Raw genomic sequence first — 22,344 nt, 5'->3', positions numbered from 1 at the left:
GACGGACGGCAGGCCACCGCAGCAGACGCCTTTCGTTCAGAAGGTGAGCGCATGCGTCGCGCCTCGTGGGGGGGCGCAGCGGCCTGCTTCGGCGTCCGGAGCCTGAGCGATGCGCTTTGACAATAACAAAGACCCGATCCGGGCGAGGGTGACGGGGCGTCCGGTTCAGCTGCATACTTAGGGTGGATGCAGTCTCATCCGGCAGGATGGTGTGGCGGGCGGCGCACATTCACCGCGTCTTCGGGGGGGGGCAATGCGGTCTGTGCTCCCTGGCACTATGTGCCGGTCCCGGCGCGCAAGCCCGGTCTGCGGCACAGGGGCGCCCTGATCCGGAATTGGGTTCTGCCACACGCCATGGCCGCGGTGTCTGACCGGCAGGCGCATCACCATGGGCGATCAGGGGGCTCAGGCTCTTTTGTGGCGGCGGATCTGTCTCCGCCGCCCGTCCATCCGGGAAGAAAAGCTCCCCGGATCGATTCACGGATGGCAACACCCTGCATTGCCGCCCGTGGCTTTGCCGCTATCACTTTGTCCCGCACCAGGAGGGGCGGCTCACCGCAGCACAATTTTGGGAGCCGCGATGCGGTTTTCGATGATATCGGCGAAGGCCTGCGCGCCGTCCTCCAGCCCGCGCAACTCGGCCCAGTCACAGGGACCGAGGCGGCCGTCGCTGATTGCCGTGACGCAATCGTGGAAATCAGTGCTTGTATAGGTATAGGTGCCGATGAAGGTGACCTCCTGGAGGGTCATGCGGCGGATATTCAGCCCGTCTGTCGCCTGGCCAAGGCCGATATGCACGATCAAACCGCCAGGGCGTACCAGATCAGATGCCGTCTGCCGGGTTGCTGCAAAGCCCACGGCGTCGATCACAAGCTCCGGGTTCAGCGTTGTCGGCGCAGCCTCTTCCAACCGGAAATCGCAGATTTCCGCGAGCCGCGCGCGGCGGAGCGGGTTGGGCTCAACAAGGGTGATGTCCCGGCTCCCGGCGGCTTTTGCCGCCAGCGCCGCGCCAAAGCCGATGGCGCCGCCGCCGAGGATCAGGACCTGCCCGGCGGGTTCCGCCAGCGCCAGATTCGCCAGCCGCACCCCATGCCAGCCGCAGGCCAGCGGCTCGGCGAGGCAGGCTACAGCGGCGGGCAGGCTGTCCGGGATCGGCACCAGGTTGCGTTCGGGCGAGGTGATATACTCTGCGAACCCGCCCTCGCGCGGCGGCATCGAGATGATCTGGCGATCGGGGCAAAGATTGTCGCGCCCCTCGCGGCAGGCCGGGCAGGTGCCACAGGTTGCCAACGGGTTGACGGTGACGCGCTCGCCTTTGCGCGGGCCGCCCATGATGGTGCCGGCGACCTCATGGCCGAGGATCAGCGGCGCCGGGCGGCGTTCGTCATGGCCGAGCCAGGCATGGATATCCGAGCCGCAGATGCCAGAGGCCTCGACCCGGATCAGCACCTCACCGGGGCCGGGGACCGGGTCGGGGACGTCGCGCATCTCAAGCCGGCGCGGGCCGGTATAGACCAGAGCTTTCATTTCGCGGTGAACCCCCCGTCGACCATCAGAATCTGCCCGGTGACATAGGACGATGCCTCCGAACACAGAAAGAGCAGCGGGCCGTCCATGTCTTCGGGCGCGCCATTGCGTCCGAGGCAGGTCTGGGCGGCGTTCTTTGCGGCCAGCGCCTCATCGGCAAAGACACGGGCGGTCAGTTCGGTGCGGAAAAAGCCGGGACCAAGCGCATTGGCGGTGATGCCTGCGCCGGACCAGGCCTCGGCCATGGCGCGGGTCATTTGCGCGACCCCGCCTTTCGAGGCGCCGTAAGCGATCCCCGCCGGGAAGGCGCGGTAAGATTGCAGCGAGGCGAAATTGACGATCCGCCCCCAGCCCTTCGCGCGCATCCCCGGCACCAGGGCCTGGGCCAGGAAAAACGGCGTCGAGAGGTTGAGGCCAAGCGTCAGATCCCAGGCATCGTGGCTGACCTCACCGGCGGGCTGGCGGGTGTTAACGCCCGCCGCATTGATCAGGATGTCCGGCGGGCCGAACACCTGCGCCGCCTCATGCGCCAGGTAGCTGAGACCATTCCTGAGGGTCAGATCGGCGGCCAGCGGATGGATGCCCTGGGCCTCATTTGCGAGCGCCTCCAGCTCTGTCTCGCGCCGCGCGATGGCGATGACTTTGGCGCCCCGGCGGGCGAGGGTCAGGGCGGCCTGCCGCCCCAGCCCGCTGCTCGCGCCGGTGACGCAGGCGATGCGCCCTTCGACCGAGAAGAGATCAGCCATTTGCGCTCAGCTCGAATGCGGTATCGGGGAAGTATTTCTTCAGCCGGATGTCGGCGGTGCGGGCATGGCCTTCCATCCCTTCAAGCCGCGAGATCCGCGCGGTCGCTTCGGCAATCGGGCGGGCGCCTTCGCGGGTGGCGCGCTGCCAGGTCACGACCTTCATATATTTGTGCACCGACAGCCCGCCGGTATAGCGCGCAGCACCGGAAGTCGGCAGCACATGGTTCGGCCCTGCCGCCTTGTCACCAAAGGCCACAGTGGTTTCCTCGCCAAGGAACAGAGAACCGTAGCATTTCAGCCGGTTCAGCCACCAGTCGAGGTCACCGGCCTGGACGGTCAGATGTTCGGGCGCGTAATCATCCGAGGTCGCGGCCATCTCTTCGCGGTCAGCGCAGAGGATCACCTCGGCATAGTCGCGCCAGGCGGCCTCGGCATTCATGCGGTTGACCTCGGGCAGGGTGGCGATCAGCACCGGCACCAGATCCAGCACCTCACGCGCGAGCTTTTCGTTGTCGGTCACCAGCCAGACCGGCGAGTTGTAGCCATGTTCGGCCTGGCCGACGAGGTCGGTCGCCACCACCATCGGATCGGCGCTGCCATCGGCCAGCACAAGGCTGTCGGTCGGGCCGGCAAACATATCGATGCCGACGCGGCCAAAGAGGATGCGCTTGGCCTCGGCCACGAACTGATTGCCGGGGCCGACAAGGATGTCGGCGGGCGGGCTGTTGAACAGACCAAAGGCCATCGCCGCGATGCCCTGCACGCCGCCAAGCGACAGGATCCGGTCGGCGCCGCAAAGATCAGCCGCATAGATGATGGCCGGATTGATCCCCACACCGGGGCGGGGCGGCGAACAGGCGGTGACATGCTGGCAGCCCGCGACCCGCGCCGTGGTCACCGTCATGATCGCCGAGGCGACATGGCTGTAGCGCCCGCCCGGCACATAACAGCCGACCGAGCGGCAGGGGATCGAGCGCTGGCCCGTGGTCAGGCCCGGCACCAGTTCGACCTGGAAATCCGAAAGCGAGGCGCGCTGGGCCTCGGCAAAACGGCGGACATTGTCATGGGCGAAACGGATATCATCCTGAAGCTTTTGCGGAACCTGCGCCCGGGCGGCGTCGATCTCATCGCGGGTGAGGACGATATTGCCCTCGTATTTATCCAGCTCTACCGCGTATCTGCGCGCCGCCTCATCGCCACCGCGTTCAATATCGCCGAGGATGCGCTGGACGATCTCGCGCGTTTCGCCCGCATCGGTACTCGCCGTTTTCGCGGCCTTTTTCAGGTAGTTCAGAGCCATGAAATCCTCCGGTTGGCATGATCCGACCAGGCCTCCCGCTGTTTGAAATCAGCCGGAAACCAGGTCGCCTCTTCCTGACATGATCTCGATGTAAGCGCTTTCATTCGGGCCGCGCAAGCCCCTCTGATGGGTTCTGGCCAAATTTCCTGCTTGCTGCGAAACTGCCCGGCGATTTGCGCGAACGGGCGGGAGAAGGCGTGACGGAAAAGACATCCCATGCAACGGTGGATGACGTGGCGCGGTTGGCGGGGGTTTCCACCGCCACGGTGTCGCGCTGTCTGAACGCGCCCGACCGGGTGGTTGCGGCGACGCGCGAAAAGGTCATGGCCGCGGTGCGCACGCTGAATTACACGCCGAATTTCGGCGCCAAAGCGCTGGCTTCAAAGCGCACTGGGATCATCGGCGCGGTGGTTCCGACGCTGGAAAATGCGGTTTTTGCGCATGGGGTCGACGCGTTCGAGCGCTCGCTGGAGCCGGGGAAATTCGCGCTTCTCGTCGCCTCGTCCGGCTATGATGCCACGCGCGAAAAACACCAGATCGAAGCATTGGTGGCACGTGGCGCCGATGGGCTTTTGCTGGTGGGTTTTGACCGCGACCCGGCGATCTATGACTGGCTGGCGGTGCGCAAAGTGCCCTATGTGCTGGCCTGGTCCAGTGGTGAGCAGCATGTTTTCGCCGGGTTCGACAACCAGGCGGGAATCGCCGCGATGGTGCGGATGGTGCTGGACCTCGGGCATCGCAACATTGCGATGATTTCGGGGAAGACGCTGGGCAATGACCGGGCACGCGGCCGGCTTGAGGGCGCCTGTGCGACGCTGGCAGAGGCGGGACTTGCCTTTCGTGGCGTCGCCGAGGTGGCTTACGGGTTTGAAGGCGGGGCTGCGGCCTTTGCCGGTCTGATGCAGGACCGGGCGATTACGGCGGTGATCTGCGGCAATGATGTGCTCGCGGCGGGCGCGCTCAGGGCGGCGCATCGCATGGGGCTCAGGGTGCCCGAAGACGTTACCATCACCGGTTTTGACGATATCGACATCGCGGAAATCACCAGTCCCGAACTGACCACGGTGCGGGTGCCTCATACCCGCATGGGCGAAGAGGCCGCGCGGCTTTTGCAGGATCTGATTGCCGGAAAATCGGGCGAGAGCGTGCTTTTACCGACTGAACTGGTGGCACGCGGCACCCATGCGCCGCCGGCTGGATCAGCATGATTCGTGTGGGCCGGATGAGCGGGTAATCACCTCTCGCAAGCTGGTTTCGTTCAGCATATCCTGTTCATCATATTGAAATTAAACGGTAAAGAAATTCGTCAGGTTGAATCCTCTTCCGGGATGGCGGCTTTAGCAGGCCCCTGGTCCGGAAAAGGATTGACTGGCGGAAGCATCTATGTAACCGCTTACATAGCTCACGGGGAGGATGAGGATGTCTCGCAAGACTATGGTGGGAGGCGCTACGATTCTGGCGGCTCTGACCCTGTGGTATCTGTTAACGACGGTGCTCGGGGTGATTTCACCAGGGCGGTTTCCATCGCCTGCCGACACCTGGACCGCGCTGGCGCAGGTTTCGGGCAAGGGCTATGCCAATGGGGTCCTGGGAGAGCATATTCTGCGTTCCGTCATGCTGGTCTCGCTGGGCTTCATCGTGGCGGTCGCGACCGGTGTGCCGCTGGGCCTGTGGATGGGGTGGAGCCGGCGCGCCGAAGCGGTGATCAACCCGGTCTTCCTGGTGATCCGCCCGATCCCGCCGCTGGCCTGGATCCCGCTGGCGATCCTCTGGCTGGGGCTGGGCGATCTGGCGAAGATCCTCGTGATCTGGTTCGCGGCCTTTGTGCCCTCGGTGATCAATTCCTATGCCGGGGTGCGCAATCTTGACCGCACCCTGATCGAGGCGGCGAGGATGCTTGGTACGCCTTTCACCACTTTCGTGCGCGAAATCCTGTTGCCCGGCGCCAGCCCGATGATCTTCACCGGGCTCCGGCTGTCGCTTCAGGCCTCCTGGACGACGCTGGTTGCGGCAGAACTGGTCGGCGCGATGACCGGGCTGGGCCGGGTGCTGAACGCAGCCCAGCAAGACCTTTACCCCGGCATGATCCTTGTCGGCATGATCGCGGTGACGATCTGCGGCTGGCTGATGACAGTGGCGCTTGGAGTGGCCGAGAAACGGGCCTTGGCCTGGAACACCGCCGCCCAGGCGGGGGGCTGAGACCATGCGGATATTCGACGCGCGCAACACGCTCTTCCTCGGCCTTCTGGGCTTTGGCGGTTTCCTCGCGATCTGGACGCTGCTGAGCCTTTCTGGCCTGATCCCGAGCCTCTTCCTGCCCTCGCCCCTCGCTGTGGGAGAGCGGTTTATCTACCTCCTTGACCATCGTTTCGCCGGGGGCACGCTGCTTGATCATCTCTGGTCCAGCCTTCTCCGCTTTGCCGGTGGCTTTGGTCTGGCCGTGGTGATCGGGGTACCGCTGGGGCTGTTGATGGGCTGGTTCCGGCTGCTGGACGACATTGTCACGCCGCTGTTTGACGCCGTGCGGTTCATTGCACCAATTGCCTGGGTGCCCTTTGCCGCGCTCTGGTTCGGCACCGGCATCGGCGGCCCGATCATGATCATTTTCGCCGGCGCCTTCCCGCCCTGTCTGATCAACGCCTATCGCGGCGCGAAATTCGCCGATCCGCGCCTGATCGAGGCCGGGCAGATGCTTGGCACCCCAGATCATCGCGTGATCTCGGAGATCCTGCTGCCCTCGGCGGTGCCCTCGATCATCGCGGGGCTGCGGATTTCGGCCGGGCTTGGCTGGCAGTCGCTGGTGGGCGCCGAACTGATCGTCGCCTCGACCGGCATTGGCTATATGATGGTTCAGGGTCAGGGCAATGTCTCGACCACCACCGTGATGGCCGGGATGATCGGCATCGGCATCATCGGTCTGATCATCGACATCATCCTGCGGCGCGTCGAGGAAGTCATCCTCCGTCGTCGTGGACTTGCACATTAATCCTGAAGGAACAGACAGATGGGAGCGATCCGCTTCGACGACGTCGGCCGGTTCTATGGCAACAAAACCGGCGGTTTCCAGGCGCTGAAAGGCGTGAACCTGGAGATTGCCGAGAAGGAATTCATGGCCGTGGTCGGCCCCTCGGGCTGCGGCAAGACCACGCTTTTGCGCTTTGTCGCGGGCTTTGACCGCCCGAGTTCGGGAACGGTCAGCGTGAATGGCGTCAGGGTGACGAAACCCGGGCCGGAGCGCGCCGTGGTCTTCCAGCAATTCGCGCTGATGCCTTGGAAGACAGTGCGCCAGAATATCGACCTCGGGCTCAGGAATATCGGTGTCGCGCGGGCCGAACGCGAAGACCGTATCACCGCCGTATTGCAGCTGATGAACCTGACCGGCCATGCCGATGCCTATCCGCATCAGCTCTCGGGCGGGATGCAGCAGCGGGTGTCTATCGCGCGGGCCTGGGTGCTGGACCCGGAGGTGCTGTTGATGGATGAACCCTTCGGGGCACTTGACGCGCAGACCCGCGTGGTGATGCAGGAAGAGCTGGTGCGCCTTGCCCGGCGCAATCCGCGCACCGTGATGTTCATCACCCACGCGGTCGAAGAAGCCGTCTACCTGGCTGACCGCGTCGCCATCATGGCGCGTCAGCCGGGGCGCATCAAAGAGATCATCGACATCCGCAGCATCCGCGAGACAGAACGCTGGGATGCGCATGAAAAGATCGAGGATGTGATGGATCTGGAAAGCTTTGTGCATCTGCGCACCCGGATCTGGCGCAGCCTTCGGGAAGAAAAGGCGATGGAACTCGCCTGACGAAAAGACGGAAAACCGATCCAACTTTCTGGGAGGAAAAGATGAGAAGCGGCAGATATGCGGGCCTTGCCCTCGGCACGGCTCTGGGAACGTTTGTGTTTGCGGCGGGCGCAGTCAGCGCCGAGACGATCCGGGTCAGCTATCAGCCCTCGCTTTACTGGGCACTGCCTTTCCATGTGGCGTCTGAGAAGGGCTGGTGGGGTGAGGTCGGGCTGGAGCCTGAATTCGTGACCTTCCCGGCCGGGGCACCGCAGATCGCGGCGGCACAGGCGAAAGACTGGGATGTCGGCGGTACCGGCTCGGTCCCGGCAATCCTTGGCGCGGCGCGGTTCGGGCTGAAGACCATCGGGGTCACGAATGACGAATCGCGCACCAATGCGATCATGACCGCCGCGGCGGATGTTGAGGCGGTGAAGGCCGATCCTTCGCAGATCACCAGCCTTGTCATCACCACCAATTCCACCGCCGATTATGCCGCCCGCGCCTGCCTCGCGCAGATGGGGGTCGATGCGAACGCGGTGGAGTTCATTAACCTCGCCCAGGCGCAGATCATCACGGCGGCGATTTCCGGCAATGGCCATTTCGCCGGGGTCTGGGCGCCGAACACCTATACTCTGCAAGAGCGTGCGGGCTATGATTACCTCTGTTCAGGTGCGGATGCCGGCGCGATTGTGCCGGGCGCTTTGGTTGCGCGCGATGATTACGCCGCAGACAATCCGGAAGCGGTGCAGAAATTCCTTGCCGTCTATCTGAAGGCCATCACCTGGATCAAAGCCAATCCCGATGAGGCCAGGGAGATGCTGGTCGACTTCTATTCCGAAGGCGGGGTCGAGATCTCGGATGCCGGCGCGGCGGCAGAATTCGAACTGCGCCCGACCTTCACCCTGGAAGAACAACTCGCGCTGATGGCGCGTGACGCGGGCGCGTCGAAACTGGACACCTGGCTGACCGATATCGCGGGCTTCATGACCTCTGTCGGCACCATAACCGAAGCGCCCGGAGCCGAAAGCTATATCGACGGCAGCTTCCTGCAGGCCGTCGGCGACAGTGCCGAACTTTCGGCCTTCGTAAGCGGCAACTGATCTCTCTGAGCCACCTGTTCCGGCCGGGCGTCTGCCCGGCCGCTTTTTTTGGTCAGGTCAGCGAGACCTGGTAGACCAGCCCGTCGGTGCGGCACAGGCTCCGGCGGCGTTCCACCACGCGGCCCATGATGTCAAAGGCCATCCGGTCGATGCAGAGGACCGGCGCGCCTGGCTTCAGGTTCAGCGCCTTTGCCGTTTCGGGATCAGCCTCGACGGCGGTGATCGATTCATCGGCGCGCAGGATGATGCAGCCGTAATTCTGCTGATAAAGCACATAAAGCGTGTTCGGCAGCGGCGCCCGCAGATCAAGCCCCGCAAAGCGGTTCGCCGAAACCACTGCGGTTTCCAGCATGCTCGGAACACCTTTCAGGCTGCGCAGCCGGCGGATCTCATAAACCTGGGCCGGTGCCTCATCGAGCACCTTCCGCTCCTCTTCGGTCGAGGCGCGGCTGGTCACCACCTCGCTCATCAGCTCGGGGCGAATCATTGTCCCGTCAGGCTCGCGCAGGCGGAAAAAGTTGAAGAGCGCATTGTCCGGCGTGCGGGCGGTCACAAAGGTGCCGCGCCCCTGTTCGCGTTTCACAATACCCAGCTGTTCCAGCACCATAAGCGATTTGCGTGCCGTGCCCTGCGACACCCCGGTATCCGCCGCGATCTGCATTTCACTGGGCAACATCGAGCCCGGAAGCAGCTCGCCCGAGGAAATCTGGGCGACGATCCGGTCGATCACGGTCTGGTAAAGCGGTGCGGCCATTTCGGGTTCCTGATGTTTTCCCGACGCTATCACGCGGGCTGATCTTTGCACAAGAATTATAGAATAACTCTTGTATAAGAGTAATTATACATGATACGACTCGAGCATCGGATAGAACAGCAATCCCGGGGAGGAGCCCATGAGTATCCCGCAACTTCTGGTCCATGATCACGAGGACAATGTCGGCGTCGTTGTCGTCGAAAATCTGAAAGCCGGCACCGAGATGATCTGCGTCGTCACGCATGACAATTCGGACTTCCGCCTTGTCGCCAATGCCGACATCCCGATCGGTCACAAGGTCGCGCTGAAGCCGCTTAAGGCCGGCGATACCGTCACCAAATATGGCGAAGACATTGGCCGCATGGTCGGAGATGCCGGTATCGGCGATCACGTCCATACCCATAACTGCAAAACGAAACGGTGGTGATCAGATGGCACTCGATTTCAGCAATGCAACGGTGAAAGCCTGGCGGCGTGAGAATGGCCGCGTCGGTGTCCGCAACCATGTTCTGATCCTGCCGGTGGATGATATCTCGAACGCCGCCTGTGAAGCGGTGTCAAACAACGTCAAAGGCACGATGGCGCTGCCGCATGCTTACGGGCGTCTCCAGTTCGGCGAAGACCTCGAGCTGCATTTCCGCACCATCATCGGCACCGGCGCCAACCCCAATGTCGCCGCCGTGGTGGTGATCGGGATCGAGCCGGAATGGACCAAGGTCATCGTTGACGGCATCGCCAAAACCGGCAAGCCCGTCACCGGCTTCTCCATCGAGCAGAAGGGCGATTTCGAGACCATCCGCGCCGCAAGCTGGAAGGCCAAGGAATATGTCCATTGGGCCTCGGAACTGCAGAAAGAAGACTGCCCGATCTCGGATCTGTGGATCTCGACCAAATGCGGCGAGAGCGACACGACCACGGGCCTCTCCTCCTGCCCGACCGTCGGCAATATGTATGACAAGCTGCTTCCCCAGGGCATCTATGGCTGCTTTGGCGAAACCTCGGAAATCACCGGGGCCGAGCATATCTGCGAGAAACGCGCCGCGACCCCAGAGGCTGCCGCCAAGTTCAAAGCGATCTGGCAGGCCTATACGGATGATGTGATCTTTGCGCATCAGACCGATGACCTTTCCGACAGCCAGCCGACCAAGGGGAATATCCTCGGCGGTCTGACCACCATCGAGGAAAAGGCGCTCGGCAATCTGGAAAAGATCGGCCGCACCTCGACCTATATCGATGCGATGGGCCCGGCAGAGGCACCGTCGAAAGGGCCGGGGCTTTATTTCATGGACAGCTCATCGGCGGCCGCGGAATGCGTCACGCTGATGGCGGCGGGCGGCTATGTCATCCATACCTTCCCGACCGGGCAGGGCAATGTGGTCGGCAACCCGATTGTTCCCGTGATCAAGATCTCGGGCAATCCGCGCACTTTGCGCACCATGTCGGAACATATCGACGTTGATGTGACCGGTGTGCTGACCCGCGAAAAGACCATCGATCAGGCTGGCGACTCGCTGATCGAGATGATCATCCGCACTGCGAATGGCCGTCTGACCTGCGCCGAAGCCCTTGGCCATCGCGAATTCTCGATGACCAAGCTTTACCGCAGCGCCTGATCTGCGATCCTTCACCTGCGATACGACCCGGCCCCGCGATTGTCGCGGGGCCGGTGAAATACGGTCTGAGCCCGGAACGGAAAGCCATGGCACAAATCGACGAAACGCGGGCCGCCAATGCCCGGCCCGCCGGCCTGCGTGGCACGGTGCTATGGCAGTCCGCCAATACACTTTTCCCCGGCATTGCGGTTTCGATCCTTGTCGCGGTCACCGCGCAGTTCCTGTCCGAACATTACGGCGCGCCCGCGATGCTGATGGCGCTTTTGATGGGGCTCGCGCTGAATTTCCTTGCCGATCAGGGCACGCGGACCGAGGCCGGGATCGGCTTTTCCGCCCGTACCGTGCTGCGCCTTGGCGTGGCGCTGCTGGGCGCGCGGATCTCGGTCGAGATGCTGACAAAGCTTGGCACCGGGATGATCCTGCTGGTGATCGCGGGCGTGGCAGTCACGATCCTGTTCGCGATGCTGGCGGCGAAGGTGTTCGGGCGCGGCTGGCGCATGGCGCTTTTGTCAGGCGGCGCGGTGGCGATCTGCGGGGCCTCCGCCGCCATGGCGATTGCCGCCGTGCTGCCCCGCACCGATAAATCCGAGCGCAACCTTGCCTTCACCGTGATGGCCGTCACCATTCTTTCGACCGTCGCGATGATCGCCTACCCGCCGCTTTCCGGCTGGTTCGACTTTACGCCCCTGGAATCCGGCGTCTTTCTTGGCGGGACGATCCATGATGTCGCCCAGGTCGTCGGCGCCGGTTTCTCGATCAGCCCGGAGGTGGGCGAGACGGCGACGGTCGTCAAACTGATCCGCGTCGCCATGCTGGCGCCGGTGGTGCTGGTGTTTTCTCTGGTGATCCGCGCCGGGCATCTGGGTGCAGACAGTACCGGCGGCATCCGCCCGCCCTTGCTGCCCTCTTTCGTGATCTGGTTTCTGGTACTGGCCGCACTGAATTCCTTTGGCGTGATCCCGGCCTCTGTCGCCTGGTTCGCCGAACAGGCCAGCCGCTGGGCGCTCTTGACCGCCATCGCCGCCGTGGGGATCAAGACCTCGCTGGTGAAGATGATGGAAGTCGGTGGCTCTGCCATCTGGCTCGTCGTGGTCGAGACCATCTTCCTTGCCTGTTTCATCCTTGCGGGCCTGCATCTGATCAGCTGAACCTCCTTTCCCCAGGGCCATTCCCCAGGCCCTTGCCCCGCCCGTTGTGGCGGGGTTTTTTTATGCCGTGCAATCCAGTATTGTAAATTATTCTTACGATATAATTTAATATTAGTTCCTTAGTGTTAGAAAAAACATGCGCTACACCGGGTTCAGGGAAAGAGCCAACAGGTGCGCGGTGAGCGGGAACGAGAAGACGATGGACGTGTCGGTCTGGCGCGGGTCCGGAGACGAGGGCGCTTACGAGAGCTTTCAGGTCCCGGCGCAGGACAATCAGACCGTGCTGGATGTGGTGAGCTATATCCAGCAAGAGCTCGACCCGTCGCTGACCTATCGCTATGCCTGCCGCGTCGGCATGTGCGGCTCCTGCGCGATGATGGTGAATGGCCAGCCGCGCTGGACCTGCCGGACCCATGTGAAAAAGGTGCTGAACGGCGACAGGCTGACCGTCGGGCCGCTGCGCAATCTGCCGGTGATCCGCGACCTCGCCGCCGATATGGACCCGTTTTTCGAGAAATGGATCAGGGCGGGCGGCGTCCATAAACCGGGCCGCAGCCGCGACGACGCAATCCAGCAGGTCAGACCGGAAGATCCGGGCAGGGTTGAGGCCAATAAGGCGATTGAATGCATCAATTGCGCGGTCTGCTACGCGGCCTGCGACACCGTTGCCGGCAATCCCGATTACTTGGGTCCGGCGGCGTTACAACGGGCCTGGACGCTTTACAACGATGTCAAAGTCACCGACCGCGCAGCGGTTCTCGCCAGCGTAACCGGGCCCGGCGGCTGCACCAATTGCCACAGCCAGGGCAGCTGCACCCGGTTTTGCCCCAATGAGCTGGACCCGCTCAGCTCCATCGCCGGGCTGAAACGCGCGGCGGCGCGGTCGTTTTTCGGGGGGAAAAGCTGATGCTGGGGATCCGGCTTTATATGGCGCAGCGCCTGAGTGCGATGGTGATGGGGCCCCTGGTGCTCGGCCATCTGGCGGTGATGATCTACGCGATACAGGGCGGGCTGTCCTCGGCGGAAATCCTTGGTCGTACCAAGGGGTCGATTCCCTGGTTCCTGTTCTATGGCGCTTTCGTGCTGGCGGTATCGGTCCACGCGGCTATCGGACTGCGGGTGATCCTGCATGAGGTGACAGGGCTGAAAGATCGCCTGCTGGAAGTCTTCACCTGGGGCGCGATGGCGCTTTTGATCATGACGGGAGCACGCGCCGTTCTGGCCGTGACACTGCTGTGATCGGTCGTATGATCGGGCCTCACCGGCGCCACCCGCTCTGGCTTGCCTATCTGCTGCACCGGCTCTCGGGCCTCGCGCTTGCGCTGTTCCTGCCCGCGCATTTCTGGGTGCTGTCTCTGGCGCTGACCGATCCCGATCAGCTCGACCAGTTCCTGCGCTTTGCCGATAACCCGTTGGTGAAAGTCGCGGAATTCGGCCTCGTCTTCCTGCTGGCGGTGCATTTCTTCGGCGGGCTGCGGCTTCTCGCACTGGAGTTTCTGCCCTGGTCGCAGCGGCAGAAAAGCCTCGCCGCCGGCGCGATTGCCGGGGCGTTTCTGATCTCCGGCACATTTCTTCTCAGGGCGATATAACCCATGACCAGGTTTGAGATTGAGCGCGACGAGACGGATATCCTGATCCTTGGGTCGGGCGGGGCGGGTCTGTTTGCGGCGCTGCATGCGGCGCAGAGCGCGGCCCCGGGCACGCGGATCACACTGGCGGTGAAGGGGCTGATCGGCAAATGCGGCTGCACGCGGATGGTGCAGGGCGGCTATAACGTGGCACTTGGCGGGGGCGACACGGTTGAGCGCCACTTCATGGACACGATCAATGGCGGCAAATGGCTGCCCAACCAGGATATGGCCTGGCGGCTCTGCGAACAGGCGGTGGTCCGCATCCGCGAGCTGGAGAATGAGGTTGGCTGTTTCTTTGACCGCAACCCGGACGGCTCGCTGCACCAGAAGGCTTTCGCGGGCCAGACCGCCGACCGCACCGTCCATAAGGGCGATCTGACCGGGATCGAGATCATCTCGCGGCTGATGGAGCAGGTGCTGGCGCGGCCCGTGCAAAAGCTGCAGGAACACCGCGCCATTGGCCTGGTGCCGACGAAAGACGGCGCCTCGCTGGCGGGGGTGCTGTTTATTGACATGCGCACCGGGCGGTTCCGCTTTGTCCGCGCGAAGGCCGTGATGATGGGCACCGGCGGCGGGCCGACCATGTACAAATACCACACGCCTTCCGGCGACAAGACGATGGACGGGCTGGCGATGGCGTTGCGCGCGGGCCTGCCCTTGCGCGATATGGAGATGGTGCAGTTCCACCCGACCGGTCTTCTGGCGGGCGATTACACCCGCATGACCGGCACCGTGCTGGAGGAGGGGCTTCGTGGTGCGGGCGGCCAGCTGCTGAACGCGCGCGGCGAGCGGTTCATGTTCGATTATGATCAGCGTGGCGAGCGGGCGACCCGCGATGTGGTCAGCCGTGGCATCTATGCCGAGATGAGGAAGAACAACGATCCGACCCAGGTCGGCATGTTCATCTCGATGGCGCATCTGGGGCCCGACAATGTCCGCAGGAAATTCGCCGGCATGGTGAAACGCTGCGCCGACAGCGGCTTTGACCTTGCGGCGGGCAAGGTCGAGGTGGTGCCGACCGCGCATTACTTCATGGGCGGCGTGGTGGTGGACCCGGATACCCGGACGGAGATGGAGGGGCTTTACGTCGCGGGCGAAGATGCCGGCGGCGCGCATGGCTCGAACCGGCTGGGCGGCAATGGGGTCGCGAATTCCACCGTCTTTGGCGGTATCGCGGGCGATGTGATGGCGGCTGACATCCGAAAGATGTCTTTGCGCGACCCGGATGAGGCGGTGCTTGCGGCGGAAGTTGCCCGCGCCTGCCATCCGTTCTCGAAGAAGGCCGATCGGATCCAGCCGCTGCGCCACAAGCTGCAGGAGGCGATGTGGGAAGATGTCGGCGTGATGCGCACCGGCGCCGGGATGCAGCGCGGCGCCAAGCGTATCGCGGAAATCCGGGCGGAACTGATGGAGACCGGTGTTGACCCGGCAAACCTCGCCTTCAACCTGACCTGGCATGACTGGCTGAACATGGCCTCGCTGGTCGAGGTCTCGGAAGTCATCGCCCGCGCCGGGCAATTGCGCGAGAACTCACGCGGCGCGCATTTCCGCGAGGATTTCCCCGAAAGTGGCGATCTTGAAAGCTCTTACTTCACCCTTGCCCGCAAGCAGGGTGATGCACTGACCCTGACCCGCGAACAGGTGCAGTTCACCATCGTCCGCCCTGGCGAGACGGTGCTGCCCGCCCATGAACCCGAAACGCTCGTCGCGACCAGTTAAGGAAGCCAGACCGTGATACCGATCAATGTGATCCAGTCCACCGCCGAGGCGCTGATGGCCAAGGCCGCCATCGAGATCCCCGAGGATTATCTCGGCGGGCTGAAGGCGGCGGCGGAAACCGAGGATGGGGATCTTTCCTCTTTCGTCCTCCAGGCGATGCTGGAGAATTACGAGGCAGCGAAACAGGACCGCCGCGCGATGTGCGGCGATACCGGCACGCCGCGCTGGTATGTGAAGATGGGGAATGACGCCCGGATCGAGGGCGGGCCGATCGCGCTGGAAGAGGCCTTGCGCCGGGCGACCTCGAATGCGACCTCATCGGTGCCGCTGCGCCCCAATCGGGTACATCCTTTGTGGCGCACCGATCACAACAACAATATCGGCATCGGCGCGCCCGAGATCGAATATGGCTATGAGCCGGGCGGCGACTGGATCGACCTGATCACCGTCCACAAGGGCGGGCTCTTTGGCACCGATTACCGGATGCTCTTCCCGTCAGACGGCATCCAGGGGATCAAGCGCTTCTACCTCGATTGTCTGGTGGCTTTCGGCAAACGCGGGCTTGCCTGCCAGCCGGCGATCATCGGCATCGGCCTTGGCGGCTGCAAGGATACCTGCATGGTGCTTGGCAAGCGCGCGGCCTGCCTGCGCACGGTGGGCGACCGCAATTCCGACCCGAAGATCGCGGCACTGGAGGAAGAGTTCAAAGAGCTTGGCAATTCCATCGGCATGGGCGCGATGGGCTTTGTCGGCAAGAATATGGTGATCGATACCCATATCGAGGTCGGCTATTGCCATACCGGCGGCATGCAGATGTCGGTCCATGCCTTTTGCCTGTCCTCGCGCCGCGCCGTCGCCCGGATCTTCCCGGACGGCCGGGTCGAGCATCGCACCGATCCCGACTGGTTCACCCCCTATCAGCGCCGCGAAACCGTGGGCTGGGACAGCGTGCGGGAGGCCGCAGAATGAAACCGCGTGAGGTCATCCTTTCCACCACGCCGACGCCCGAAGAGATCGCGGCTTTGCGCCTTGGTGACATCGTTTACCTCAACGGGCTGATCTATACCGCCCGCGAAGGCGTCTATATGCGCGCGCTCGAGGGACACGCGAATATCCCGATGGAACTGCCGTCGCAAAGTGCCGCGAATTTCCACTGCTCGCCCGCCGCGACGATCCGTGAGGATGGTACGTTTGATCTGGGTGCGGTGACCGCCACGGCGAGTTTCCGTTTTGCGAAATGGCTGCCGGAATGGATGGCAAAGACCGGCGCGAAGCTGATCATCGGCAAGGGCGGCATGTCCTCGAAAGACTATAAGGACTACTTCGTCCCGAATGGTGCGGTCTATCTGTCGACGGTCGGCTACGGCACGGGCGCCCTGCTCGGGCGCGGTGTCGAGAATGTCGAGGCCGTCCACTGGAATGAGGAACTCGGTCTCGCCCAGGCGATGTGGGTGATCCGCTGCAACCGGATGGGGCCCTTCCTTGTGGCCTCCGACCTCGACGGCAATTGCCTCTTCGAGCGCGAGAATGCCAAAATCGCCGAAAACCTCGAACGGGTCTATGAGGGCACCAGACCGGCTGTCCTGAAACGCTTTGGCGAGACCGATGACCGTGGCGACGAGCTGATCGGATGAACAGCCTCGTGGCAGAGGTGCCGGGCAGCTGCCGGCGGCTTTTCCCGGGGCTGGTTTCGGCGGTGACCGTGGCGCTGGCCGCGAAATTCATCTCGGAACATTACGGCGCGCCGGTGATGCTGATGGCGCTTTTGATCGGGATGGCCTTCACCTTCCTCGCCGAACCCGACATGAAAACCGCCGAAGGGATTGAATTTGCCTCGAAAAAGCTCTTGCGCTTTGGCGTGGCGCTTCTGGGTCTTGGGATCACCGTGCAGCAGATTGCGGCGGCCGGGATCGGCGTTGTCCTGCTGGTCTTTGCCGGGGTGGGGCTGACCATTCTTGCCGGTGTGGCGCTGGCGCGGGTCACCGGGCGTTCACTGCCCTTCGGTCTTTTGACCGGCGGTGCGGTGGCGATTTGCGGCGCCTCTGCCGCGCTGGCGATTTCCTCGGTCCTGCCGAAATCCGGCCCAGGGCAGGAACGCGACACCATCTTCACCGTGATCGCGGTGACCGCGCTTTCGACGCTCGCGATGATTGTCTATCCGATGATCGGGGCGGCGCTTGGCCTGTCGGATCATGCGATGGGCGTTTTTCTTGGCGCCACGATCCACGATGTCGCCCAGGTGGTCGGCGCGGGCTATTCGGTCTCGGATGAGGCCGGCGCCACGGCGACATTCGTAAAGCTGCTGCGGGTCGCGCTGCTGGTTCCGGTGGTGGTGCTTGTATCGCTGATGTTCAGCCGGAGGGGCGCTGCGGGGCAGGGCGGCGGCCTGCCTGTCCCCTTCTTCGTCATTGGCTTCGCGGCGCTGGTGCTGATCGGCAGTACCAATGTCATCCCGCCCGAAATCAGCGCGCTTTTGCTTGATCTGTCGCGCTGGTGCCTGATCACCGCCATTGCCGCGCTTGGCATGAAAACCTCGCTGAAAAAGCTGGGCGAAGTCGGCGGTGTGGCCATCGGCATCGTCTGCGGCCTGACCGTTTTGCTGGCCATTTTTGCGCTGGCGGCGATCCGGATCTTTGAAATCTGACCTCTGAGGGGCAAGACCATGTTCGTCGATATGCGGACCTATACGCTGAAGAATGGCAATGTTTCCAAATTCCTCAGGCTTTATGAGGCTGAAGGCCTTGCCGTGCAGACCCGCATCCTCGGCAATCTGGTCGGCTATTATTTCACCGATATCGGCCCTTTGAACCAGATCGTCCATATGTGGGGCTATGCCAGCATGGATGACCGCTGGGAGCGGCGTAAGGCCCTCCAGGCGTCAGACGAATGGCAGGCTTATGCCGTGCAAATGCGGCCGCTGGTCGATCATATCGAGACAAAAATCCTGATCCCGGCGCCGTTTTTCCACCAGGGCTGAAGAGCCCTGGTCGCAGAAGGCCGCAGGGGCAGGGCGGGATCACAGGGATCAGAAACAAGGTAGCAGAATGGCCAGTATTGGTTTTATCGGGCTTGGCCGCATGGGTCATGCCATGTCACGCCAGCTGATCGGTGCCGGGCATGAGGTCACGGTTTACGACCTCAACCCGGCGGCGGTTGAGAATATTGCGGCGGCAGGAGGCCATGCGGCGGGCAGCGCGGCGACAGCGGCTGCGGCGCGGGACTTCGTGGTGACGATGCTCCCCAATGGTCCGGATGTCGAAGAGGTGTTGTTTGGCGCGCCCGGCGTGGCTGCGGCGATGACGACCGACACGCTTTACATCGACATGAGCACCATTGCGCCGGAGGTCACCGACCGCATCGCTGCACGGCTGGCGGGGCTGGGTCTGGCGATGGTTGATGCGCCGGTCGGGGGCACTTCGGAATTTGCCGAACGCGGTGAGCTTCTGATCCTCGCGGGCGGGGCCGAGGCGGATGTGACGCGTGCGATGCCGGTCTTTGACGCGGTGGGGCGCGAGACGATTTATTGCGGCGAGACTGGCTCCGGAACCCGGACCAAGATCGTGAACAACTTCATGTCGACCGCGCTGAATGTGCTGACCGCCGAGACCCTGGCCTTTGCCGAGGCTGCGGGGCTGGATGTGCAGCGGACGGTAAAGGTCCTGTCGGGCACCACCGCCGGCAAGGGCTTTCTGACCGGAGCCTATGCGCGCAAGATCTTTGCCGGTGATATCTCGCCGGAGTTCGGCCTCGGGCTGGCGGCCAAAGACCTCACGCTGGCGCTGACCTATGCGGCGGGGCTGAATGTGCCGCTTGGCGTCGGAGCTGCGGCCTCGCAGGTCTATCAGATGTCGAAAGCCGAAGGATTTGGCGGGAGTGACTGGTCGGCGCTGCTTGAAACCCTGCGCCGCCGTGCCGCTTTGCCCGGGCAGAGCTTCGTCTGAAAAAGGGCGACGCATGATCCCTGGCGCCGGCATTTTCTGTGTCAGGGGTTTGTAAGCAATGCTTACGGAAGGTATTAAGATTTTTAGATTTTCTTGCGAAATCTTCTCCCCTAACCTTAGGGAAGGAAGCTGGCTCGGTTGCGTCTTGTTTCCCGGGGCGGCGATGCGGCTTCGTGCCATTTCCGAATGACATCGTCCTGAATGGGCTGCAAGCAGACCCGTTTTCGCAAGCCTGCCGGAAAAGGCGTGGGATGGTTCCCGCACCTGACAGGCGGGCCCCTATCCACTGGGAACAGCGTTGGGAGGCGCGGTTCCGGCAGATTTAGAGGGAGGAGAGATGCAGCCAAATGATCCGCTGCTGACCGTACGGGGTGTAACCCTGCAATATAAAACACCAAACCGGCTGATCACCGCGACCTACCGGGTCAGCTTCGACGTGTTCCAGGGGGATCGCTTTATCCTTCTTGGGCCGTCGGGTTGCGGAAAATCGACCCTGCAAAAGGCAGTGGGCGGCTATATCACGCCGACCGAGGGCGAGATGCGGCTGAAGGGGCGCAAGATCAGCCAGCCGGGGCCGGACCGGATGATGGTGTTCCAGGAATTCGACCAGCTTTTGCCGTGGAAGACCGTGCGCCAGAATGTGGCTTTTGCCCTGACCGCGTCGAAAAAGCTCAATGCCCGCGAGGCGGATGAGAAGGCGATGGAATATGTGGTCAAAGTGGGCCTCGAGAAATTCGCCGACAGCCATCCGCATATGCTCTCGGGCGGGATGAAACAGCGGGTCGCCATCGCACGCGGCATGGCGATGGAGCCGGACATCCTTCTGATGGACGAACCCTTCGCGGCGCTGGATGCGCTGACCCGGCGGCGGATGCAGGACGAGCTGCTGCGGCTATGGGAAGAGACGAAATTCACCGTTCTGTTCGTCACCCATTCGATTGCCGAGGCGATCAAGATCGGCAACCGCATCCTGCTGATGTCGCCGCATCCTGGCCGGGTTAAGGCCGAGATGAACAGCACCACCGATCCGCGCAAGGCGGCAGAGCTGGAGCGGCAGATCCACGAGATGCTCTTCGCGCATGAACCCGATGAGGTGGAGCATGTCTGAACCAGTCACGAGGCTCAGGAATATGGCAGAACCAGGCCTTCCAGGCTCTTCCGGCGACCGTCCGGAAATCTTTCATGACGATGTCACCGGCGGCGAGCTGACCGTCACCGAACAAAAGCTCTCATGGTTCGAGATGCTCTACCGCGAGGCCTGGCTGAGAAAGCTGGTGATCCTCGCGGTGCTGGCGGGGATCTGGGAGATCTATGGCCGGGTACTGAACAACGACCTCTTGTTCCCGACCTTTACCGCCACCATCGGGGCGTTTTTCAGCGGGCTGACGGATGGCACGCTGCCGGCGGCGGCCTGGGGGTCGGGCAAGGTGCTGCTGATGGGCTACGGCCTCGGCATCGCGCTGGCTTCGGTGCTGACGGCGCTGGCAATCGCGTCGCGGATCGGCACCGATTTTCTCGAGACCATGACCTCGATGTTCAACCCGCTGCCGGCGATTGCGCTCTTGCCGCTGGCGCTGATCTGGTTCGGGCTCGGCAATGGCAGCCTGATCTTCGTGCTGGTCCATTCGGTCACCTGGGCCATCGCATTGAACACCCATTCCGGGTTTCTGGGCGTGTCGAGAACGCTGAAAATGGTCGGGCGGAATTACGGGCTAAAGGGGCCGTCCTTCATCCTGAAAATCCTGATCCCGGCGGCTTTCCCGTCGATCCTGACCGGGCTCAAGATCGGCTGGGCCTTTGCCTGGCGGACCCTGATCGCGGCGGAACTGGTGTTCGGGGTCAGCTCGGGTTCGGGCGGGCTTGGCTGGTTCATCTTTGAAAACAAGAACATGCTCGATATCCCCAAGGTCTTCGCCGGGCTTTTGACCGTGATCATCATCGGTCTGGTCGTCGAGAACCTGATCTTCCGCACCATTGAACGCCTGACCATCCAGCGGTGGGGCGTGCAGCACTGAAACGAGAACTGTCAGAACGGGAAAGGGCCGCCCGGAGGAGGGGCGCGCCCGCACCCGCAAGAGGGAGGACAAAACATGAAACTGAGACTGTCACTCGCGCTGGCTTTCGGCCTGGCCACCGTTGCCCCCGCTTTGGCCGAGGTCGATACGCTGCGCATGGCGCGGCAATTCGGCATTGGCTATCTGCCGCTGACCCTGATCGAGGAACAGGGCCTGCTGGAGAAACACGCGAAAGAGGCCGGGCTGGATTTTAAGACCGAATGGCTGCGCTTTACCGGCGGCTCGGGGATGAATGAGGCGCTTTTGTCGGGCAATCTCGACATTGCGGCTGGTGGCGTTGGCCCGGCCCTGACGATCTGGGCGCGCACCCAGGCCAATCTGAAGGTCAAAGGGATCGCGTCACTGGATTCGATGCCGCTTTACCTCGTGACCACCGCGCCGGAAGTGAAGGAGCTCAAGGATTTCACCAGCGCGCATAAGATCGCGCTGCCGGCGGTGAAGACCTCGATCCAGGCAATCACGCTGCAGATGGGGGCCGAGAAATATCTCGGGGAAGGCCAGCATGCGGCGCTTGATGCTTTCACCGTCTCGATGGGGCATCCGGACGCGCTGCTCGCGCTGATGGGCGGGCAATCCGAGATCGTCGCCCATTTCGGCGCCCCCCCCTTCCAGGACCAGGAGCTGAAAGACCCGCGCGCCCATAAGGTGCTCGACAGCTATGACGTGGTCGGAGGCCCGCATACGTTCAACCTGATCTGGGGGAAAAGTGATTTCGTCGAAGGCAATCCCAAGACCGTCGCCGTGCTGATGGCGGCGATGGAGGAGGCGATGACCTTCATCAACGAAAACCCGGAAGAGGCGGCGAAGATCTGGATGGCGGCTGAGGCCACCAATCTCAGCGAGGAAGAGGTGATCGCGCTGATCACCGATCCGCGGGTGCGCTGGTCGGTGACCCCCGAAGGGATCGGACCCTATCTCGAATATATGTCCCGTGCAGGGCTGATCACCACCGATGTGACCGACTGGAAAGAGACCTTCTTCCCGACCGCTTTCCCGGGTTAAGCGG

24 protein-coding genes and 1 pseudogene are annotated in these 22,344 nt (G+C 63.0%); 21 read left to right on the top strand and 4 right to left on the bottom strand.

Going from position 1 to position 22,344, the window contains the following annotated elements:
• Nucleotides 1-552: 552 nt before the first annotated feature.
• From JC607_RS13285 to hisD, 3 genes are read right to left on the bottom strand one after another with little or no spacing between them, the layout of a single operon-like run.
• Entirely contained in the window at nt 553-1,527 is a 975-nt protein-coding gene (locus tag JC607_RS13285) for a zinc-binding dehydrogenase (RefSeq protein WP_198837401.1), read from the bottom strand.
• On the bottom strand, nt 1,524-2,273 hold the full coding sequence (locus JC607_RS13280) for an SDR family NAD(P)-dependent oxidoreductase (RefSeq protein WP_198837400.1): 750 nt from the start codon (nt 2,271-2,273) through the stop codon (nt 1,524-1,526). Before JC607_RS13280 ends, JC607_RS13285 begins: the two co-directional genes overlap by 4 nt.
• Nucleotides 2,266-3,573: a histidinol dehydrogenase gene (gene hisD / locus JC607_RS13275; protein WP_198837399.1), complete on the bottom strand. Its 1,308-nt coding sequence runs from the start codon at nt 3,571-3,573 to the stop codon at nt 2,266-2,268. Before hisD ends, JC607_RS13280 begins: the two co-directional genes overlap by 8 nt.
• A gap of 197 nt (nt 3,574-3,770) precedes the next feature.
• Between hisD and JC607_RS13270 the strand changes: the two genes are divergently transcribed.
• From JC607_RS13270 to JC607_RS13250, 5 genes are all read left to right on the top strand, one after another.
• Nucleotides 3,771-4,781, top strand: coding sequence for a LacI family DNA-binding transcriptional regulator (locus tag JC607_RS13270; RefSeq protein WP_198837398.1), 1,011 nt, complete (start codon nt 3,771-3,773; stop codon nt 4,779-4,781).
• A gap of 211 nt (nt 4,782-4,992) precedes the next feature.
• Complete coding sequence (locus JC607_RS13265) at nt 4,993-5,772, top strand: ABC transporter permease (protein WP_198837397.1); 780 nt, start codon at nt 4,993-4,995, stop codon at nt 5,770-5,772.
• Between the two features lie 4 nt (nt 5,773-5,776).
• Nucleotides 5,777-6,559, top strand: coding sequence for an ABC transporter permease (locus tag JC607_RS13260; RefSeq protein WP_198837396.1), 783 nt, complete (start codon nt 5,777-5,779; stop codon nt 6,557-6,559).
• 18 nt (nt 6,560-6,577) lie between these two features.
• On the top strand, nt 6,578-7,375 hold the full coding sequence (locus JC607_RS13255) for an ABC transporter ATP-binding protein (RefSeq protein WP_198837395.1): 798 nt from the start codon (nt 6,578-6,580) through the stop codon (nt 7,373-7,375).
• 95 nt (nt 7,376-7,470) lie between these two features.
• Nucleotides 7,471-8,457 carry an ABC transporter substrate-binding protein gene (locus tag JC607_RS13250; RefSeq protein ID WP_370584805.1) on the top strand — a complete coding sequence of 329 codons (987 nt, stop codon included), beginning with the start codon at nt 7,471-7,473 and terminating at the stop codon, nt 8,455-8,457.
• A gap of 52 nt (nt 8,458-8,509) precedes the next feature.
• Here JC607_RS13250 and JC607_RS13245 read toward each other — a convergent pair whose 3' ends face one another.
• On the bottom strand, nt 8,510-9,211 hold the full coding sequence (locus JC607_RS13245) for a GntR family transcriptional regulator (RefSeq protein ID WP_198837393.1): 702 nt from the start codon (nt 9,209-9,211) through the stop codon (nt 8,510-8,512).
• Between the two features lie 139 nt (nt 9,212-9,350).
• Here JC607_RS13245 and JC607_RS13240 point away from each other — a divergent pair, with 139 nt between their 5' ends.
• The 16 genes and pseudogenes from JC607_RS13240 (at nt 9,351) to JC607_RS13170 (ending at nt 22,340) form a co-directional block, all read left to right on the top strand.
• On the top strand, nt 9,351-9,638 hold the full coding sequence (locus tag JC607_RS13240) for a UxaA family hydrolase (RefSeq protein ID WP_198837392.1): 288 nt from the start codon (nt 9,351-9,353) through the stop codon (nt 9,636-9,638).
• 4 nt (nt 9,639-9,642) lie between these two features.
• Nucleotides 9,643-10,824 carry a UxaA family hydrolase gene (locus tag JC607_RS13235; protein WP_198837391.1) on the top strand — a complete coding sequence of 394 codons (1,182 nt, stop codon included), beginning with the start codon at nt 9,643-9,645 and terminating at the stop codon, nt 10,822-10,824.
• 86 nt (nt 10,825-10,910) lie between these two features.
• Nucleotides 10,911-11,972 carry a YeiH family protein gene (locus JC607_RS13230; protein WP_198837390.1) on the top strand — a complete coding sequence of 354 codons (1,062 nt, stop codon included), beginning with the start codon at nt 10,911-10,913 and terminating at the stop codon, nt 11,970-11,972.
• A 199-nt stretch (nt 11,973-12,171) separates the two neighbouring features.
• The gene (locus JC607_RS13225) at nt 12,172-12,879 is read left to right on the top strand and encodes a succinate dehydrogenase/fumarate reductase iron-sulfur subunit (protein ID WP_198837412.1); all 708 of its coding nucleotides are present in this window, start codon (nt 12,172-12,174) and stop codon (nt 12,877-12,879) included.
• Nucleotides 12,879-13,211, top strand: a complete 333-nt coding sequence (locus JC607_RS13220) for a succinate dehydrogenase (protein ID WP_198837389.1) — start codon at nt 12,879-12,881, stop codon at nt 13,209-13,211. Before JC607_RS13225 ends, JC607_RS13220 begins: the two co-directional genes overlap by 1 nt.
• A gap of 8 nt (nt 13,212-13,219) precedes the next feature.
• Nucleotides 13,220-13,561: a succinate dehydrogenase, cytochrome b556 subunit gene (gene sdhC / locus JC607_RS13215; protein ID WP_198837388.1), complete on the top strand. Its 342-nt coding sequence runs from the start codon at nt 13,220-13,222 to the stop codon at nt 13,559-13,561.
• Between the two features lie 3 nt (nt 13,562-13,564).
• Nucleotides 13,565-15,322 (top strand): L-aspartate oxidase, encoded by a 1,758-nt coding sequence (locus tag JC607_RS13210; RefSeq protein WP_198837387.1) that lies wholly within the window; start codon nt 13,565-13,567, stop codon nt 15,320-15,322.
• A gap of 12 nt (nt 15,323-15,334) precedes the next feature.
• Nucleotides 15,335-16,291 carry a fumarate hydratase gene (locus JC607_RS13205; RefSeq protein ID WP_198837386.1) on the top strand — a complete coding sequence of 319 codons (957 nt, stop codon included), beginning with the start codon at nt 15,335-15,337 and terminating at the stop codon, nt 16,289-16,291.
• A complete protein-coding gene (locus JC607_RS13200) occupies nt 16,288-16,956 on the top strand; it encodes a fumarate hydratase C-terminal domain-containing protein (protein ID WP_198837385.1) in 669 nt (222 codons plus the stop codon). The genes JC607_RS13205 and JC607_RS13200 overlap by 4 nt, the downstream gene beginning before the upstream one ends.
• On the top strand, nt 16,953-17,966 hold the full coding sequence (locus JC607_RS13195) for a YeiH family protein (protein WP_198837384.1): 1,014 nt from the start codon (nt 16,953-16,955) through the stop codon (nt 17,964-17,966). The genes JC607_RS13200 and JC607_RS13195 overlap by 4 nt, the downstream gene beginning before the upstream one ends.
• Before the next feature lie 18 nt (nt 17,967-17,984).
• Complete coding sequence (locus JC607_RS13190) at nt 17,985-18,299, top strand: NIPSNAP family protein (protein ID WP_198837383.1); 315 nt, start codon at nt 17,985-17,987, stop codon at nt 18,297-18,299.
• A 46-nt stretch (nt 18,300-18,345) separates the two neighbouring features.
• Nucleotides 18,346-18,840: pseudogene (locus JC607_RS26055) on the top strand (NAD(P)-dependent oxidoreductase); the annotation flags it as partial.
• Complete coding sequence (locus JC607_RS26050; protein WP_370584806.1) at nt 18,826-19,263, top strand: NAD-binding protein; 438 nt, start codon at nt 18,826-18,828, stop codon at nt 19,261-19,263. The pseudogene JC607_RS26055 and the gene JC607_RS26050, both read left to right, overlap by 15 nt.
• A gap of 337 nt (nt 19,264-19,600) precedes the next feature.
• Nucleotides 19,601-20,371 carry an ABC transporter ATP-binding protein gene (locus JC607_RS13180; RefSeq protein ID WP_198837381.1) on the top strand — a complete coding sequence of 257 codons (771 nt, stop codon included), beginning with the start codon at nt 19,601-19,603 and terminating at the stop codon, nt 20,369-20,371.
• Entirely contained in the window at nt 20,364-21,278 is a 915-nt protein-coding gene (locus JC607_RS13175; protein ID WP_233092892.1) for an ABC transporter permease, read from the top strand. Before JC607_RS13180 ends, JC607_RS13175 begins: the two co-directional genes overlap by 8 nt.
• Before the next feature lie 75 nt (nt 21,279-21,353).
• Complete coding sequence (locus JC607_RS13170) at nt 21,354-22,340, top strand: ABC transporter substrate-binding protein (protein ID WP_198837380.1); 987 nt, start codon at nt 21,354-21,356, stop codon at nt 22,338-22,340.
• Nucleotides 22,341-22,344 lie beyond the last annotated feature (4 nt).

Origin of the sequence: Paracoccus sp. IB05, assembly GCF_016405985.1 — a bacterium.
GTDB lineage: Bacteria > Pseudomonadota > Alphaproteobacteria > Rhodobacterales > Rhodobacteraceae > Pseudogemmobacter.
The sequence above is the reverse complement of the archived record's forward strand: the minus strand, read 5'-3'. Positions and strand labels throughout refer to the sequence as shown.

Bases quoted from the DNA above. Each gene is read 5' to 3' on its own strand.
- JC607_RS13200 (WP_198837385.1), top strand. From the start codon at position 16,288: ATGAAACCGCGTGAGGTCATCCTTTCCACCACGCCGACGCCCGAAGAG.
- JC607_RS13280 (WP_198837400.1), bottom strand. From the start codon at position 2,273: ATGGCTGATCTCTTCTCGGTCGAAGGGCGCATCGCCTGCGTCACCGGC.
- JC607_RS13255 (WP_198837395.1), top strand. From the start codon at position 6,578: ATGGGAGCGATCCGCTTCGACGACGTCGGCCGGTTCTATGGCAACAAA.
- JC607_RS13225 (WP_198837412.1), top strand. From the start codon at position 12,172: ATGGACGTGTCGGTCTGGCGCGGGTCCGGAGACGAGGGCGCTTACGAG.
- JC607_RS13230 (WP_198837390.1), top strand. From the start codon at position 10,911: ATGGCACAAATCGACGAAACGCGGGCCGCCAATGCCCGGCCCGCCGGC.
- sdhC (WP_198837388.1), top strand. From the start codon at position 13,220: ATGATCGGGCCTCACCGGCGCCACCCGCTCTGGCTTGCCTATCTGCTG.
- JC607_RS13190 (WP_198837383.1), top strand. From the start codon at position 17,985: ATGTTCGTCGATATGCGGACCTATACGCTGAAGAATGGCAATGTTTCC.
- JC607_RS13285 (WP_198837401.1), bottom strand. From the start codon at position 1,527: ATGAAAGCTCTGGTCTATACCGGCCCGCGCCGGCTTGAGATGCGCGAC.
- JC607_RS13240 (WP_198837392.1), top strand. From the start codon at position 9,351: ATGAGTATCCCGCAACTTCTGGTCCATGATCACGAGGACAATGTCGGC.
- JC607_RS13210 (WP_198837387.1), top strand. From the start codon at position 13,565: ATGACCAGGTTTGAGATTGAGCGCGACGAGACGGATATCCTGATCCTT.
- JC607_RS13260 (WP_198837396.1), top strand. From the start codon at position 5,777: ATGCGGATATTCGACGCGCGCAACACGCTCTTCCTCGGCCTTCTGGGC.
- hisD (WP_198837399.1), bottom strand. From the start codon at position 3,573: ATGGCTCTGAACTACCTGAAAAAGGCCGCGAAAACGGCGAGTACCGAT.
- JC607_RS13220 (WP_198837389.1), top strand. From the start codon at position 12,879: ATGCTGGGGATCCGGCTTTATATGGCGCAGCGCCTGAGTGCGATGGTG.
- JC607_RS13170 (WP_198837380.1), top strand. From the start codon at position 21,354: ATGAAACTGAGACTGTCACTCGCGCTGGCTTTCGGCCTGGCCACCGTT.
- JC607_RS13195 (WP_198837384.1), top strand. From the start codon at position 16,953: ATGAACAGCCTCGTGGCAGAGGTGCCGGGCAGCTGCCGGCGGCTTTTC.
- JC607_RS13175 (WP_233092892.1), top strand. From the start codon at position 20,364: ATGTCTGAACCAGTCACGAGGCTCAGGAATATGGCAGAACCAGGCCTT.
- JC607_RS13180 (WP_198837381.1), top strand. From the start codon at position 19,601: ATGCAGCCAAATGATCCGCTGCTGACCGTACGGGGTGTAACCCTGCAA.
- JC607_RS13245 (WP_198837393.1), bottom strand. From the start codon at position 9,211: ATGGCCGCACCGCTTTACCAGACCGTGATCGACCGGATCGTCGCCCAG.
- JC607_RS13265 (WP_198837397.1), top strand. From the start codon at position 4,993: ATGTCTCGCAAGACTATGGTGGGAGGCGCTACGATTCTGGCGGCTCTG.
- JC607_RS13235 (WP_198837391.1), top strand. From the start codon at position 9,643: ATGGCACTCGATTTCAGCAATGCAACGGTGAAAGCCTGGCGGCGTGAG.